The organism is Planctomycetia bacterium (assembly GCA_034440135.1).
In the GTDB taxonomy this organism is placed as follows: Bacteria; Planctomycetota; Planctomycetia; order Pirellulales; family JALHLM01; genus JALHLM01.
This window is the reverse complement of the sequence record JAWXBP010000388.1, coordinates 1-15807: the sequence shown is the minus strand read 5'-3', so window position 1 is coordinate 15807 and position 15807 is coordinate 1. Positions and strand designations below refer to the sequence as shown.

The following is a 15807-nucleotide window of genomic DNA, read 5'->3' as shown; positions in this document are numbered from 1 at the left end:
GAAATCCCAGGAAACGTCCGGCGATCGTATGGTCGCGCGCGGTGCGCGCCGCGTGCGCGCTTTTCGCACATCAACGTCCGCGATTCGCTCGTGGAGGCGTAACGTAGCTTGTGCCAGGCATAGTCGTTGCAATCACGCGTCGAATCGCCACAAACGGCCCGGATTTTGCAACTATCTATCTATTCACGAAATGAAACTTCTGCACAGTGCGACGGCCGGGCGTTCGCCCGGCGGCGGTCGCAAGGCTTTGAGGGGCGAAGCGAGGGTGCTTCGCAGGAGGTCTGTCATGGCACGCACAATGGTTCCTTGGACGGAGAGGCTGCCCCGCACGCTGGGCCGCCTGGAACGTGATTTTGGGCGATTCGTCGAGGGCATGCTCAGCGAAGATGATCGCTGGATGAGCCTCGAAGGCGCGTTCGTCCCCACGGTCAACGTCGTCGAGAACGCGGAGGGCGTGGAGATCACCGTGGAACTGCCAGGCATGAAGCCTGAGGACTTCAATGTGGAAGTCAAGAACGGAGCGCTGTGGATCTCCGGGGAAAAGAAAGAGGAGAAGGAAGAAAAGGGGAAGACATTTCATCGCGTCGAGCGGAGCTACGGTGAATTCCGCCGTGTGATTCCGCTGCCGGCCACGGTCGCCGAGGACAAGGTCGCAGCGGAGTACAAAACGGGCGTGCTGAGGGTGACCGTCCCCAAGACCGCCGAAGCCCGGCCGAGACGTGTTGAGGTGAAAACCTGAACTTTCTTGGCTGCGCAGGCCGTCGCCTGCGTAGAAGGTTGAAGGGAGCATCAACCCGTCAACTGAAACCTAGACGATGCGGACTCGCGGCGCCACCGCTCCCTGATGGCGCCGCCCCGATGAAGGATGTCGGCGCACCGAGCGTCGCTGACGAAAGGATGTGGGCCATGTTTCTGCTGCTAGAACACAATGACGACGCGGTCTTGACCCGAGTGGTCGAACGCCGCATTTGCGAACTGAGACGCAACTTGCGGCAGGAAAAGTTGCCCGAGGATTCTGCCACCTTGCAACACGAGTTGGCCGCACTCGAACGCGTAATGCACCGACTCCACGAGTCGTGCTACGACGTGACTTGCTGATGTCCCGAATTTGACGTCCGAGCCGGTGGAGGGGCAGCTTCGCTGGCTCGCCTTGTTTGGGCCAATATCGGCTTTTCCGAGGAATTCCCAAGTCGTTGTCTTCCGCCGTGCGGCAGTCTAAGCTGGCAGCGCTCCGGTATCTGAAATCACCGCGCTGACGAGAGGCGTACGTGCAACGACGAACCTTCCTGGCCCTGCCGTGCCTGGCGTATTTCACTCCCTCAGCCTGGGCAGCGCCTCGCGAGCAAATCCAACGCATTGCGGGCAAGCGCACCGTCAGAGTGATCGTCGTCTGCTACGATCCCCCGCTCAAATCGCAGGGAAACCAGCGTCTGTCTCAGCACATGGGCTGGAACGACCCGCGGCCGATGACCGAGAAGTTAATCGGCTATCTGCGCGAGTCCAGCGCCGGCTACGCGGACTACCAGTTGGTCGATTGGATCGACGTCGACGTCTTTTCAGCGAAGCGGGACGGCTTTCGCTACGACGACGAGTCGTTCCTGGCGATGTGGAAAAACCGCGAACTTGTACATCAGCCCGATGCGGCCAGTTACAAGGAATTGTTCGAAGACGCCGATCTCGCCAGGCGCGTGACCAGCGGCGATGTCGACGAAATCTGGGTCTGGGGCGCGCCGTACTTCGGCTTCGACGAATACGCGTTCAAGATTCCGGGCGACATCGTGCAGTACCAGTCCGACAATCCTTGGTTCTATCGCCCGTACGACATTCCCGATTGCGGCCGCACGGTCGCGGTGCTGGGCTTCAACTACGAAGTCGGCGAGGACAACGCCCTGCATAGTTTCGGCCATCGCTGCGAAGGGATGCTCTCGATCACCGTCGGCCGCGGCGCTTGGGATACGAAAGACGCCAGCAATCCGTGGTCGCGCTTCACGCGGCAAGCCAAGGAATACCCGGACAACGCCCAGGTCGGCAACGTTCACGGCGGTCCGAATGCCGAGGACGGCTACGATTACTCACAGGTGAAAGAAGTGCTGAGCGCCGCGGAAGATTGGCTCAACTATCCGCACGTGACCGGCAAGAAGTCGATGGTAAGCTGCGCCACCTGGGGCGAGCCGCACCACCTCAACTACCAACGCTGGTGGCTGGCCCATCTGCCGAACAACCAAGGCGAAACCGACGGCTTCCACAACAGTTGGTGGCGCTATGTCATCGACTATGATGAAGCGATTCGCGCACTGCCCCTGCCGGGAGGGAAACCGGCGAAAGCCAAGACGGCGATGTATTAGGCGAGATTGAAGTGTTCAGTGTAATGGCCTGGACGAGCGGCGAAGATACATCCGCGCGCATAGCATCAAGATAAGGCCCGTCACAACGCTGACGAAGACCGCTGGCCGAGAATCATGTATCATCATATTGTTCGGCAAGGGGCGTGCAAAGACTTCTCCAATCGCTCCGCCGATCAAACAAGCGGGGAGCATCAGTAAGGAGGAAACGATGATCCTCCGCAAAACTGAACTTCTTAGGGACCAAGCGTCCGCCACTAGCAACTCAGAGCCAGCAAAGGCCGCCGCAACGTTCAATCCGATCAGATACAATGGATGGAAAAGATTGGCGTACCAATAGCGTGTTGGCATGTTGATGGTTTGTGCTACGGCATACGCGCTGTAGCCAAGCGTGCCAAGGACGATCGCACGCAAGCAACGAAATCCAAGCGACGGCGTTTCGCTTTGAACACCGTTGGAGTCTTGCGAACGCGGCGATTCGTAGGGGTTTTCGCTCACCATCGCGTTTATCCATTGGCAATGCAACTTCGAGCGCGGGTGCCTGGGGCAGGGGCACCGGAGGCGCGGTCGCCATGGCGCAACCACTGGGGCTTTGCTAGACGTGTCAACAAATCGCCGCGATTCCCCAGCCGTTTCGACTTGGTTGCATACGCTGCCTGCCTCAGCCCCAGGCACCCACGTTCTAGTGTAATCGAAGCGAACTACCCGCGGACATCCTGAAACGCCGCTTGCAAACAGGCCAGGGCCTTCTCGCCCGCGGCTCCGTCGACAACGACGTTCACGCGCACTTCGCTGGTATTGATCATCTCGACGTTGATGCCGGCGTCCGCCAGGCAGCGGAACATGCGAATGGCCACTTCCGTGTGACTGCGCATCCCGATGCCGGAGACGGAGAGCTTGGCCACCTTCGTGGCGTACGTCACGCCGCGGCAGCCAAATTGCTTGGCCAATCGCTCCGCCACTTCCAGCGACGTCTTCAGCGACTTGTGCGGCGCCGTAAAGCTCAGGTCCGCCTTGCCGCCAGCCCCGTAGCTCTGCACGATCATGTCCACGAACACGCCGGCCGCCGCGACTTCCTCAAAGACCTGCGCGGCCACGCCCGGCGCATCCGGCACGCCGGTGATGGTCACGCGAGCCTGTCGATCGTCGAGTGTCACGTCGTCAATCGTTAAGTCTTCCATGCCTTGCAGTCGTCGCACGACGGCCATGATGTCCGACGGCGCGGCGGACGGTTGTGACGTCGTCGCGACGACTGGCTGCACCGGCGGTTTTTCCAACTCGAACGCCTGGTGTACCGCGCGAAGCGCCGCTTGGGAGTGCTCGCGCGAAACGAGTACGGAGATTTTGATTTCGCTCGTGGTGATCATCACGATGTTCACGCCGGCCTTGGCGAGCGCCCGGAACATGCGATCGGCGACGCCAGTTTGCGTCGCCATGCCGAGACCGACCACCGACACTTTCGAGACGTTGTCGTCATGCGACACGCCCCCAGCGCCGAGCTCTCGGGCCGCTTCTTCGACGGCCCGGAGCGTGTTCTGTAGATCGTTGCGCACGACTGTGAACGAAATATCCGCCTTTCCATCGGCGCCGACGTTCTGCACGATCATGTCAACTGAGATGTTTTTCGCGGCGATTTTGGAAAACAGCGCCAGGCTCGTCCCCGGGCGATCAGGCAGGCTCGCCACGGTAACCCGGGCTTCGTCTTTCGTCAGCGCCGCACCGCCGACGGCCTGGCCGGGCACTTCGCTCTCGGCGACGATCATCGTGCCGGGAATATCGGTAAAGCTGCTGCGGACGTGAATCGGCACGTCGAACTTCTTGCCGAATTCAATCGATCGGCTATGCATCACGCCTGCGCCGAGGCTGGCCAATTCCAGCATCTCGTCGTAACTGACACGCGTCATCCGCCGGGCTTCGGGCAACAGGCGCGGATCGGTCGTGTAGACGCCGTCCACGTCGGTGTAGATTTCGCAGGCGTCCGCGTTGAGCACCGCGGCCAGGGCCACGGCGGTTGTATCGCTGCCGCCGCGGCCGAGCGTGGTGATGTTGTAGTCCTCGTCGATGCCCTGAAACCCGGCGGCGATCACGATCCGCCCTTCGTCGAGCGCCTTCCGCATCCGCTCGGTGCTGATCGAGCGAATCCGCGCCTTGGTGTGCGTGCTGTCGGTCTTGATGCCGATCTGCGCGCCGGTGAAGCTGATGGCCTTTGCACCGAGCGCCTCGACGGCCATGGCCATCAACGCGACGCTGACTTGCTCGCCCGTGGAGAGCAGCATGTCCATCTCCCGGGCAGGCGGGTCGTCGTTGATTTGCTGGGCCAGATCGACGAGCATATCCGTGTTGTGCCCCATGGCGCTCACGACCATGACGACCTGGTTGCCGGCCTGCTGCGCGCGAATCGCGCGCCGCGCAGCGGCCAGAATCTTCTGGCTATCGGCAACGCTGGTGCCGCCGAATTTTTGGACGATCAATGGCATGTTGAACTGAAACCTGAAGTGCCACGTGAGGAATACTGAGATTCACCACGGAGACACGGAGGCACGGAGAGGAAGAGGATGCGTGACTTGGCTTGCATGCAGGAGTCGACTCGCCGAACGGCTACTAGCACTAAGTCTCGCCTTCTCCGTGTCTCCGTGTCTCTGTGGTGAAGAAACAATGACTCTCGTCACCGTTTCAAATGCAGAAAGTAATCCATCATCCGCCACCCCTCGGCGAATGATAACGCCGCAGCGCCGGCCGCCGCTTCGTCGTACGTCGTCACGGCGTCCGGCGTGATGCCGGCGCCGCAGATCGCCAGCGGCACGAAACCGTGGCTGTGGGTTTTGGTTCTAAGCGGCGTCGGGTGATCCGGCGAAACCAGGATACGGTACTCGCCTTGTTTCTTGAGAGCTTCGTGCAGCGGCCCGACGATGTGCTGGTCGATTTGCTCGAGCGCCTCGATCTTCGCCTCGGCCCGCCCTTCGTGCGACGCTTCGTCCGTCGCTTCGACATGCACGCAGATCAGATCGGTGCTGCCGATCGCGTCGATCGCATAGCGTCCCTTCGCCGCGTAGTCCGTATCGAGATAGCCCGTCGCCCCAGGGACTTCAATTCGCTTCCAACCTAAGAGCGCCGCCAAACCACGCAAAAGATCCACCGCGGTGATCATCGCGCCTTGAATGCCGTGCATCTCCGCGAACGGGGGCAACGCCGGGCGGCGGCCTTGCCCCCAGAGCCAGATATTCGTCGCCGGCAGCTTACCCGCCGCGATCCGCGCTCGATTCACCGGATGATCCGCGAACAGCGGCTCGCTGTCGCACATCAATTGATTCAATACGTCGCTGCCTGGCCCGCGCGGGTAGTCGTCCAGCACCGATTTGTCCGTCAAGTCGTGCGGCGGTGTCGCGCGAGTGTCGGTGCTGAACGGGGACTGCCCTGCGCCAGGCTTGTACAACAGCAAGTTGCGGTAGCTCACGCCTGGCACAAAGCGAAGTTGGTCCCCGCCCAGATGCTCCTGGCACGTGGCCAGCAACTGCGTCGCTTCTGCCGTGGAAATGTGTCCGGCGGTGAAGTCGCGCATCATCTGCTGTTCGACCGTCACCAGATTGCAGCGGATCGCCCAGTCATTCGGGCCTAGTTCCAAGCCCTGCGCGGCGGCTTCCAAGGGCGCTCGGCCGGTGAAATTCTGGAGCGGGTCGTAGCCCAACAAGCTCAGATTTGCCACGTCCGAACCGGCCGGCAGGGAGGCCGGCACGTTGTTCGCCCGGCCGACGACGCCCGCGGCGGCGATGGCGTCCATCGCCGGCGTGCGCGCGGCCTGGAGCGGGGTTTTTCCCCCCAACGTGGCCTGCGGCTCGTCCGCGCAGCCGTCCGGAATGATGATGGCATATTTCATGAGCGGTCCCGCGTAAAGAATAAGCAGGATAACCGCTTACGCCCGAAACGCAACCGGAGCCAACGCGACTGCCGGCCAGCGAAAACGCCGCGAAAACCGGGCGTCAGGGCGTGATTTTCAGAATCCGGTGATTACTGCTATCGGCGATGTACAACGCTCCGTCCGGGCCGATCGCCACGCCGTGCGGACGATTCATTTCGAGCTCCAAGGGATCGCCCCCCTCGCCCGCGTGCCCCTGCCGTGCGGCGCCGGCGATGCGGACCAGCTTGCCGTCCTTGGCGATGAACTTGCGCACAACATGATTCTCCGTGTCGACGATCAACACGTCGTCATTCGCGTCGACGCAAAGATGCTTCGGCCCGTTCATCGTCGCCAGCCGTGCATCGCCGCCGTCGCCGGTGTTTCCTTTTTCAGCCGTGCCGGCAACCGTGCGAATGCGGCCGCCTGGGCCGACGACTCGCAGCGCATGACCTCCCCGCTCAAGGACATAGACCTTGCCGCGCGAGTCCACGGCCACGGCGCGCGGGTCGACGAGCGGCGCCTCGACGGCGGTCGCACCGTCTTCCGGCACTCCTTGTTCACCGTTGCCGGCGACCGTGCTCACAACTCCCGTCGCCATATCGATCCGTCGAATCCGACGATTGTCGAGATCCGCGATGTATAGCGCCTTGTTGTTCGGACCGAAAGCGAGGCAATAGGTATCCCCAAACTCTGCCAAGAGCGCAGGTCCGCCGTCGCCGGCAAAACCTTTTTGAGCGCTCCCCGCGAACGGTTCGATGGTCATCGCTCCCAGATCAAGGCGACGCACGCGATGATTAAACGTATCCGCGACGAGCAGCGCGTGACCGGGACCATAAACCAAGTGATGCATGCCATTGAACACCGCGTCTTTTGCCACACCGCCGTCGCCGGCAAAGCCCTCTGCTTCGCGACCAGCCAGCGTTTCGATCATCCCCTCCGCATCAACGCGCAGGATACGCCCGCCGACCATCTCGGCGATGTACATCAGTCCGTCGCGATCGAAGGCCACGGCGAACGGCTCATTCAATTGCGCATCGATGCCGCGCACACCGTCCGCTGGCTTAGTTCCACCACCGGCAACGCGTTCGACGTGTCCCGCGTCCGCTTGTGCCGCCAACGCGAGGAAGATTGCCCACGACAATGAGAGCGGCGCGCGAGTCATCATGTTTGCACTCAAGTTGATAGATCAGGTGGAACCGCGAAATGCGCGAAACGACGCGAAGGGATGACTTTACCGTCGAACCGCAGAGAATAGCAAGCAATCTACTTTCAACTTGTGCAAAGTCATGGACTCGCTTCCTTTTCGCGCCATTTCGCGACTTTCGCGGTTAGTTCTTCTCATTCAGCCGGTGGAGCGAACCCGCGGCGCATCGTGTTTTCGGTGATCGTCCGCGGCACCACGAACTGCAGCAAATAATCCGCGCCGCCGGCCTTGCTGCCGATGCCCGACATTTTGAAGCCGCCGAACGGTTGGCGATTGACAAGCGCGCCGGTGATCGCACGGTTCAGATAAAGATTGCCGACCTGAAACTCGCGCCGTGCCTGGTCCAGGTGCGCTGGGCTGCGCGAAAACACTCCGCCCGTAAGGGCGTACTCCGTACCATTCGCCACCCGCAACGCTTCCGCGAAATCTTTCACGCGGAGCACCGCCAGCACGGGCCCAAAGATTTCTTCTTGAGCTAAACGCGACTGCGGCGATACGTCCGTGACAATCCGTGGGCCGACGTAGTAACCCTCGCCCGCCAATGTGCCAACGTCGCTTGCCAGCGCCACGCGTCCTTCCTGTTCCGCGAGCCGGCAATAGTCCTGAATCCGCGCGAAGGCCTCGGCGTCGATCACCGGTCCGACGTCGGTCCCGGGGGCTTCGGCGGGCCCGATCGACAGGCTCCGCGCCGCTTCGACCAGGCGTTCGACAAATACGGAGTGAATGCGTTCCAACACAATCACGCGCGAGCATGCGGAACACTTCTGCCCTTGATAGCCGAACGCGCTTTGCACCACGCTCAGCACCGCCTCGTCGAGGTCGGCGTCGTCGTCGACGATGATGGCGTTCTTACCCCCCATTTCGGCGATCACGCGTTTCACGCCGCTGACCGCTTGCGGCGACGTGTCCGCCGCTCGGGCGTGGATTGCCAAGCCAACTTGAAGCGAACCGGTGAAGGCGATGATCGCAGTTTGCGGATGCTCCACCAGCGCCGCGCCGGCCGCCGCGCCATCGCCGGGCAAAAAGTTGACAACACCCGCGGGCAGTTGCGCCGCGACGAACAGTTCCATCAGCTTCGCGGCGACGATCGAAGACTGTTCCGCCGGCTTCATCACCACGGTATTGCCCGTGGCGAGCGCCGCCACGGCCATGCCGGTCAGAATCGCGAGCGGAAAATTCCACGGCGCGATCACGGCCGCCACGCCGCGCGATTGATAGATGAACCGGTTTTCTTCGCCCGGCACGTCGACGCCCTGCGATGTTTCCAGGAAGATCGCTTGCTGGGCATAAAACTCGCAAAAGTCGATGGCCTCGCAGACGTCTGCGTCGGACTCGCGCCAGCCCTTACCGGTTTCATGCACGATCCACGCGGACAATTCCCAGCGCCGGCGGCGCATGCCCTCTGCGACGGCGCGCAAGTACTCGGCGCGTTGCGCAGCACCGAGCGCGCTCCATGCCGGCCACGCGGCATGCGCGGTCGTCACACCGTCCGCGGCCAACTTTGCGTCCGCCGAGGCCGTCGTGCCGACGATTTGTTTCAAATGCGATGGATTCAGCGACACGATCTTGGTAGGCGTGTCGATCTCGCGCCCGCCGATCATGAGCCGATGGTGGCGTCCGAACTGCGCGCGAGCCGCATCGATCGCCGTTTGCATCGCGTGCCGTGCAGCGGGCTTGGTGAAATCGGCCGGCGGTTCATTGCGAAACCGCGGCGCGAATGGCCCGTCGTGATGCGATGCGTCTTGGCGTTCGGCGGAAAGGGGCGCGCGCTGCGCGTCGAGCGGGTTCATCAGCAACTTCTCCGGGGCCACATGCTCGGTAAAGCTGGCCCGTAGGAAGGAATCATTTGAAGTATTTTCCAACAGTCTTCGCACCAGATACGCCATGCCCGGGATCAGTTCTCCGAACGGCATATAGACGCGCAGGCGATATCCCATCTGCACAATTGCGTCCTTCTCGGCGTCGCCCATTCCGTAGAGCATCTGCATTTCGAGCGAGTTGGTCGGCAGGCCCAAGTGTCGCGAGACGGCAATGCCGTGCGCTAAGGAGCGCAGGTTATGACTGCCGAGCGCCGGACGCAGCCATTGTCGGTTTCGCAACACGAAGCGAGTCGCTTGCTCGAAGCAGGCGTCCGATTCCCACTTCTCTTGAAATACCGGAATTGGCCAGCCGGTGGCTTGCGCATGCACTGTCTCGTAGTCCCAGTACGCCCCTTTCACCAACCGCACCCACACCGGCGTGCCGCGGTGCTTGGCCCAATCCCGTAGCTGCGCCAAATCGTCCAGCGCGTCGCGGAGATAGCATTGAATCACAATGCCTACGTCGGCCAGGTCGCAGAATTCTTCTTCCAGCAAGATCTCCTGAAAGATGCGGAGCGTGAGATCTTTCGTCTTGTACGACTCCATATCGACATGCACGTATGTCCGCCGCTCGCGCGCGACGCGCAGCAACTTTCGCAACCGCGCCCCGACGCGCCGCGACGTCCCTTCGGGGTCGATCGCGTCGAACCGGCAATCAAGCGCCGAAAGCTTAATGGAGACGTTCATCCGCGGCAGCAGACCGTAGTCGGCGCGATCGACCTGCGGCGCCTCGGGCCAGGCGTTCGCTATGGGCGCGATCGATTCGATCAAGCCGAGGTAGGCTTGCAGATAACGTTCCGCTTCCGCCTCGCTGGCCACGGCCTCGCCCAACAAATCGAGCGTGAACGCGCGCCGTAGCTTGCGCTGTCGCACTGCGGCGCTCAAAACTTCATCGGCGTTTGTGCCGGCGATGAAACGCCGTGCATGGTTCATCGCGTTGCGGCGTGCCGCGATCGCTAGCGCGCGACCGGCCAACGAATCCGGCTGCGCCACGGCGAGCCCCATCCGCACGGCCGACGGCAGAAACTGACGCACTTCGTCGAAGTACTCGTGCAGATGCCGGAGCACCGCCTCGCTTGCATCGAGCATCGGCAACACGTCCACAAAACGGAACATCTGCACCTTGACCGACTCGTCCTGCATCGCCCAGGACATGATTCGGTCTTCCCACCAGCGTCGTTCCAGCACGTTCGGCTGCCGGGCCGAAGCGGCGGCCAGCAACTGCCGGCCGACTTCTTGAGTCGTCCGTTCGATTGCCGCGAGGTCCGCTCCAGTAAAGTCGTCCATGAATTCAAGTTCCGTGCCAAGCAGACCTAAGCCAGAGTCCCGAAAGCGTCAACGTCCGGAGAGAATTGCAAATGACGTCGTACTCCATTCTCTCCGAGCGCTCACGCTTCCGGCGCTATGCATTGTACGACCTTATTCCTCGGTCGTATCCGCTTCCGATGTCGCGCCGCGCAGCTTCTTGCGGAGAGTCATTCGATGCAACCCAAGTGTGCGCGAGGCCTCCAACCGATTGCCGCGATGGAAATCCAATGCTTTGTGCAGTGCGGGCGGTTCGACGAGTGACAATAGCCGCTCGTACATATCGATGGCCTGCGGTTCCCGCGCGAGCAAATCGTCCGCCCATTGCGCCACGGATTCCTGTACGCGTCGCGCGATGTTCCCGTCGGCAGCGCGTCCCACTTCCAGCGGCGGCGGCAAGTGCTCCGCGCCGATGATGCCGCCGCGCGCCAGAATCGCGCTGTGCAGCACGGCATGGCGCAGCTCGCGGACATTGCCCAGCCAACGGCGGCGGCGTAGCGCGGAGATTGCGTCTGAGGAGAAATCCGGTCGCTCCGCGCCTCGCCATTCCGCGCGCAAGAAGTGCCGGGCCAACGTTAATAGATCTTCGCCGCGCTCGCGCAGAGGGGGAAGTCCAATCTCGAAACCGGCCAAACGATAGTACAAATCCTCGCGAAACGTCCCTTCGCGCACCGCGGTGCGCAAGTCGCGATTCGTCGCCGAAATCAGGCGCACGTTGATCTGACGTTCGATCGTCCCTCCGACCGGCGCGACCTGGCCTTGCTCCAGCACGCGCAGCAGCTTGACTTGCAGCGACAGCGGAATCTCCGACACTTCATCCAGGAACAAAGTCCCGCCGTCGGCCGATTCCAGAAGGCCGCGCCGATTTTCCACCGCTCCGGTGAACGCGCCGCGCACATGGCCGAACAACTCGCTCTCGGCGACGCCTTCGCTGAGCGCGGCCAGATTCACGGGAATTAACGGCCGTTCTGCGCGCGGGGAATGTCGATGCAAGGCGGCGGCCACCAATTCCTTGCCGGTCCCGCTTTCGCCGGAGATCAGCACCGGCGCTTCCGTCGGCGCGGCCAGCGCAATGCGCTTAAAAACTTCCTGCATCGGCGGGCTCGAACCGACCATGCCGCCCGGCGCCGCCACGAGCGATTCGTTCGACGGCGCTGGCCGCTTGCGCGTCGCTTGGCGCACCGCTGCCACGGCGCGATCCGGGTCGAACGGCTTCGTGAGATAATCCGAAGCGCCTTGCGACATCGCGCGGACCGCGGTATCGAGATCGCCGAATGCCGTCATCACCACCACGGAGGCGGCGCTCGACGCCTCGCGCAGGTCGCTCATCGCGTCTAGTCCGTCACGGCCCGGCAACCGCACGTCCAACATGATCACGTCCGGCGGCGCTTGACGCGCGCATCGCAAGGCGTCCTCCGCCGTGGCAGCGGAAAACACTTCGTGTCCTTCGCCGGTCAACACGCGTTCCAGCGCCCAGCAAATGCTCTCTTCGTCGTCCACTACCAGTACGCGGCTCAAAGCAGCAGTCCTATAAGAATGATGAAAACGCTTTGTTGGCGAACAACCACAGTCTCGTTTCGCTCCGTGAAAGGGCATTTCCTTTCGCGGAGCGAAACGACGCTATGTCGTATCGCCGGCAGACACTGTTTCAGTAGTCTTCAATGTATCCGCAGTTATAGCGGGAAACTGCGCTTCGAAACACGCGCCGTCGCCGTGCCGATAGCTCAGGCTGCCGCCACAGTCTTCCATGATTCTCCGGCAAATCGCCAACCCAAGTCCAATTCCTTCAGCCTTGGTGGTGACGAATGCCTCAAAGGCCGATGCAACAACCTCTGTCGCCAAACCCGGGCCGGAATCCCGTACGTGAATGCAGGTGCGCAGATCTTCGCTGCGCGTCGACGCTACGGTCACCTTCCCACCCGCCCCGGCCGCATCCACCGCGTTGATCAACAAGTTGGAAATCAAATGCCGCAGGTTTTCGGAGCTGACGGGCACGATCGTCGCGTCGGCATCGCCATTCCATTCCAGCGTCACGCGGCGATGTCGCAACATCGGGGAGAGCAACCGCATGATTTCCTGACGCGCTTCTCCCACTTGGCAACTGCCGCGCGCGGGCCGCTCCTCGCGTCCCATAACCAAGGAACGCTGCACGTGGTCCGATAACAAATCCAATTGCCGCGCCGCCACGTCCAAGCTTTCGACGTCGCCGTAAATGCAGTGCTTACGATGAATCCTCACGGCCATCTGCGCTCCGGCGGCGCAGTTCCGCAGTTGATGCAATAGCCCTGCGTTCCACTGCCCGACGACGGCCAGTCGCTCCTGCCGTTGAATCGTCTGTCGAAAACCGTCGAGTTGATCCGCCAATTGATTCGCCGCGACGGCGAGCGAACGCAACTCGTCATGCGGCCCGTCGACAATAAGTCGCTCCGTCCGGCCCGCGGCGAGTTGCGCCAAATGTTGCCGCAGGCGTTCGATGCGTTCGGCGATCCGCCACGCCAGACGCAATCCTGTCGGCACGCCGATGCCCGCGCCGACCAGTCCCACCAATAGCGGCGGCCACACCGCGGTGGCGACGGCGTCCCACCACAGCGCATGCGGAAATAGCACATGCAACGTCTCGCCCCGCGTGTTCGCGGAACGCGAATTCAGCGCAACGGTGCAATGCAAATACTGTTCGCCTTGTCGATCGGAGATGACCTTCACGCGCTCCGTGTTTCCCGATCGCAGCGGCGAGAGCTCCTGAAACGGAAACGCGGCCAGCGCAGGGTCGCTCAACGTAACGACCTTGCCCGCTTGGTTGGTAACCGCCAATTGCGTTCCCGAAAGGTCGCGCACCTGCGCCAACACGGCGTCCGTCAACGGAAAACGAGAATTGGCCAAGGTCGCCGCCATCGAATGCAACTGGTGCTCAATCCGCCGATCCGCCACGCGCCCCGACCAAACGGCGCCCAACAGCGCCGCGCCGACAATCGCGAACCCCAATACGCCCAGGTTCGGCAGTAGTAACTGATAGCGAATCGGCCAGGTGATGTCCGGTGTGGCGTTCTCAGTCATGGCGATCCCGGCTGGGGCGACGCAACAGACCGCATTCATGCGGCCGACATCGTAAATTGTCGATCATTCTCCACCGATTCGCAATGCGGAGCGACACCTACCGGCTGGCTCATCTGCCTTGCCGACCCAACAAAGTTGGGGACAATGATGCTCGAACCGTACGGCCCAGGGAACCTGTATTCATGCCCAATCGCCAATTCAACGAACGCACCGACGCCCTCCTGGCCGGTCTCCGGCAATCCGGCCAATACAAGCGGCTGGCCTACGTCACCGGTCCGATGTCGGCCACCGCCACGATCCAAGGCCGCGGCCCGGTGATTGTGCTCTGCTCCAACAATTACCTTGGCCTGGCCGACCATCCGGAAGTAGTCGCCGCCGGCCACGACGGCCTCCGGGCGTACGGCGCCGGCACGGCCAGCGTCCGCTTCATCTGCGGGACGTTGGCCTGCCATCGCGAGATCGAGGAAACGATCGCCCGCTTCGTCGGCGCACCGAGCGCGCTCACTTACGTCAGTTGCTGGAACGCCAACGAAGCTTTGTTGCCCACGATCGCTGGCGAAGGGGACGTGATTCTCTCCGACGAGTTGAATCACGCCAGCATCATCGACAGTTGCCGCCTGGTCCGCGGCGCGACGAAGGCGGTCTACCGGCACAGTGATCTCAACGACTTGGAAACCAAGCTGCGCGAGCACGCCGACAAGGCGGCCCGATTCGTGATCACCGACGGCGTCTTCAGCATGGAAGGCGACGTTGCCCGGTTGCCGGAGATTGTTGAGCTATGCCGTCGCTACGAGGCGCTGCTCATCGTAGACGACTCGCACGGCGTCGGCGTCCTCGGCAAAACGGGGCGCGGCACGCCGGAACATTTCGGCCTGCTCAACGAAATCGACATCCTCACCGGCACCCTCGGCAAAGCGCTCGGCGGCGCAGCCGGCGGCTACGTAGCCGCTTCACAGGCGGTGATCGATCTGCTGGTCCAGCGCAGTCGGCCCAGCTTGTTTTCCAACGCGCTGCCCGCCACCGTCGCCTACAGCGCGCGGCGTGCGATCGAAATCGTTGAACGTGAACCTGAGCGCGTCGCGCGACTACATGCCAACGTCGCCGCCATGCGCGCCGGACTGAGCCGCCTCGGTTTCGACCTGCATGATTCTCCCACGGCGATCATCCCGATCATGATCGGCGACGCGGCCGCAGCGATCGCCAAGAGCGAACGCCTGCTGGAACTCGGCGTGATGGTCGTCGGCTTCGGCTTCCCGGTCGTCCCTCAGGGTCAGGCCCGGCTTCGCGTGCAGGTCTCCGCGGCGCTCGAGCCGGAACACATCGAACAAGCCCTGGAAGCCTTCGCAAGACTCTAGTTCCGCCGATCAGGGACCCCCGCGCCCCCGCGCTCGCCTCACGCACGGCGGTTTGGCACTTCGCCGTATTCTGGTACAATTGCTCCCGGCCGATCAGGCCCCACGCGCCCGTGGCGCAACTGGATAGCGCATCGGTCTTCGGAAGCGTTCTTGGCTTTAGACCGATATCCTGGATTCTTCGATAAAAGCCTTGTTTTATAGGCTCAACTCCACTTGCGGCATTTTGCAAGTTGTATGCAATAACCGGGTGTCGCAGGCGGTTACAGGTGTCGGCGACACCACCCTAAGCGTATCGGTCCAAAAGGCACGAGACACTTGGCGGACGACAGAAACGGGACACACAGAGCCCCGGCGTCCTGCCCTGAAAGACAGCGGTGCCGTGGGCTACCCGGCCCCAATGCCCGCCAACGCCCGCGATCTACGCGACCACCTAGAAGCCATCATTGCCCGGTGCCGAGAATTGCCGGACCCTCGGGCGCTGCTACTGTAGCAACTGAAGCAGCTACGCGGGGAGTTTGAACGGGCGGACCTTCTGCGGATGTACCGTGAGGCGGCGCGGCGGTTGGAGCTAGGCCAGTGACCAGCTCGCGCCGACCAGGCAACAGCGGTTCATCTTTGCGCGGGGGGTAGAGGATGTCTTGCCCTACAGCTAGCCTGTTCGTGGGGTGTCGAATGCAGTAACGGGAAGTTCTGAAACAACTCCGGCAAACGCTGACGCAGCACCGCTGGCTCATTGGACTTCGCGTCGTTGACCGACCACTGGCCGAGCACCAACTTCAGATCATGCACCAGC

At 62.3% G+C, this 15807-nt stretch carries 12 protein-coding genes; 4 read left to right on the top strand and 8 right to left on the bottom strand.

The features are described 5' to 3' along the window. Positions 1-286 precede the first annotated feature (286 nt). The 3 genes from SGJ19_23155 to SGJ19_23145 all read left to right on the top strand — a co-directional run bounded on the left by SGJ19_23155 (position 287) and on the right by SGJ19_23145 (position 2345). On the top strand, positions 287-739 hold the full coding sequence (locus SGJ19_23155; GenBank protein MDZ4783155.1) for an Hsp20/alpha crystallin family protein: 453 nt from the start codon (positions 287-289) through the stop codon (positions 737-739). A gap of 167 nt (positions 740-906) precedes the next feature. Next, positions 907-1098 (top strand): hypothetical protein, encoded by a 192-nt coding sequence (locus SGJ19_23150; GenBank protein ID MDZ4783154.1) that lies wholly within the window; start codon positions 907-909, stop codon positions 1096-1098. Between the two features lie 170 nt (positions 1099-1268). Further along, the gene (locus SGJ19_23145) at positions 1269-2345 is read left to right on the top strand and encodes a hypothetical protein (GenBank protein MDZ4783153.1); all 1077 of its coding nucleotides are present in this window, start codon (positions 1269-1271) and stop codon (positions 2343-2345) included. Positions 2346-2360: 15 nt separating this feature from the next. On the opposite strand, the gene SGJ19_23140 is transcribed toward SGJ19_23145, so the two are convergent. The 7 genes from SGJ19_23140 to SGJ19_23110 all read right to left on the bottom strand — a co-directional run bounded on the left by SGJ19_23140 (position 2361) and on the right by SGJ19_23110 (position 13659). Beyond that, complete coding sequence (locus SGJ19_23140; GenBank protein ID MDZ4783152.1) at positions 2361-2843, bottom strand: hypothetical protein; 483 nt, start codon at positions 2841-2843, stop codon at positions 2361-2363. Positions 2844-3043: 200 nt separating this feature from the next. Next, positions 3044-4819, bottom strand: coding sequence for an aspartate kinase (locus tag SGJ19_23135; GenBank protein ID MDZ4783151.1), 1776 nt, complete (start codon positions 4817-4819; stop codon positions 3044-3046). 188 nt (positions 4820-5007) lie between these two features. Further along, positions 5008-6216, bottom strand: a complete 1209-nt coding sequence (locus SGJ19_23130) for a cofactor-independent phosphoglycerate mutase (protein ID MDZ4783150.1) — start codon at positions 6214-6216, stop codon at positions 5008-5010. Between the two features lie 103 nt (positions 6217-6319). Beyond that, entirely contained in the window at positions 6320-7402 is a 1083-nt protein-coding gene (locus tag SGJ19_23125; GenBank protein MDZ4783149.1) for a hypothetical protein, read from the bottom strand. Positions 7403-7575: 173 nt separating this feature from the next. Beyond that, positions 7576-10587, bottom strand: coding sequence for an L-glutamate gamma-semialdehyde dehydrogenase (gene pruA, locus SGJ19_23120; protein MDZ4783148.1), 3012 nt, complete (start codon positions 10585-10587; stop codon positions 7576-7578). Between the two features lie 132 nt (positions 10588-10719). Then, entirely contained in the window at positions 10720-12123 is a 1404-nt protein-coding gene (locus SGJ19_23115; GenBank protein ID MDZ4783147.1) for a sigma-54 dependent transcriptional regulator, read from the bottom strand. A gap of 102 nt (positions 12124-12225) precedes the next feature. Then, a complete protein-coding gene (locus tag SGJ19_23110) occupies positions 12226-13659 on the bottom strand; it encodes a HAMP domain-containing sensor histidine kinase (GenBank protein MDZ4783146.1) in 1434 nt (477 codons plus the stop codon). Positions 13660-13841: 182 nt separating this feature from the next. Between SGJ19_23110 and SGJ19_23105 the strand changes: the two genes are divergently transcribed. After that, positions 13842-15014: a glycine C-acetyltransferase gene (locus SGJ19_23105; protein MDZ4783145.1), complete on the top strand. Its 1173-nt coding sequence runs from the start codon at positions 13842-13844 to the stop codon at positions 15012-15014. A 609-nt stretch (positions 15015-15623) separates the two neighbouring features. On the opposite strand, the gene SGJ19_23100 is transcribed toward SGJ19_23105, so the two are convergent. Beyond that, positions 15624-15807 (bottom strand): hypothetical protein (locus tag SGJ19_23100; protein MDZ4783144.1); only part of this gene is annotated, 184 nt, incomplete at its 5' end.

Excerpts from the sequence above, each read along its gene's own strand:
- SGJ19_23110 (MDZ4783146.1), bottom strand. The coding sequence starts at position 13,659 with ATGACTGAGAACGCCACACCGGACATCACCTGGCCGATTCGCTATCAG.
- SGJ19_23125 (MDZ4783149.1), bottom strand. The coding sequence starts at position 7,402 with ATGATGACTCGCGCGCCGCTCTCATTGTCGTGGGCAATCTTCCTCGCG.
- SGJ19_23140 (MDZ4783152.1), bottom strand. The coding sequence starts at position 2,843 with ATGGTGAGCGAAAACCCCTACGAATCGCCGCGTTCGCAAGACTCCAAC.
- SGJ19_23135 (MDZ4783151.1), bottom strand. The coding sequence starts at position 4,819 with ATGCCATTGATCGTCCAAAAATTCGGCGGCACCAGCGTTGCCGATAGC.
- SGJ19_23105 (MDZ4783145.1), top strand. The coding sequence starts at position 13,842 with ATGCCCAATCGCCAATTCAACGAACGCACCGACGCCCTCCTGGCCGGT.
- SGJ19_23150 (MDZ4783154.1), top strand. The coding sequence starts at position 907 with ATGTTTCTGCTGCTAGAACACAATGACGACGCGGTCTTGACCCGAGTG.
- SGJ19_23130 (MDZ4783150.1), bottom strand. The coding sequence starts at position 6,216 with ATGAAATATGCCATCATCATTCCGGACGGCTGCGCGGACGAGCCGCAG.
- pruA (MDZ4783148.1), bottom strand. The coding sequence starts at position 10,587 with ATGGACGACTTTACTGGAGCGGACCTCGCGGCAATCGAACGGACGACT.
- SGJ19_23155 (MDZ4783155.1), top strand. The coding sequence starts at position 287 with ATGGCACGCACAATGGTTCCTTGGACGGAGAGGCTGCCCCGCACGCTG.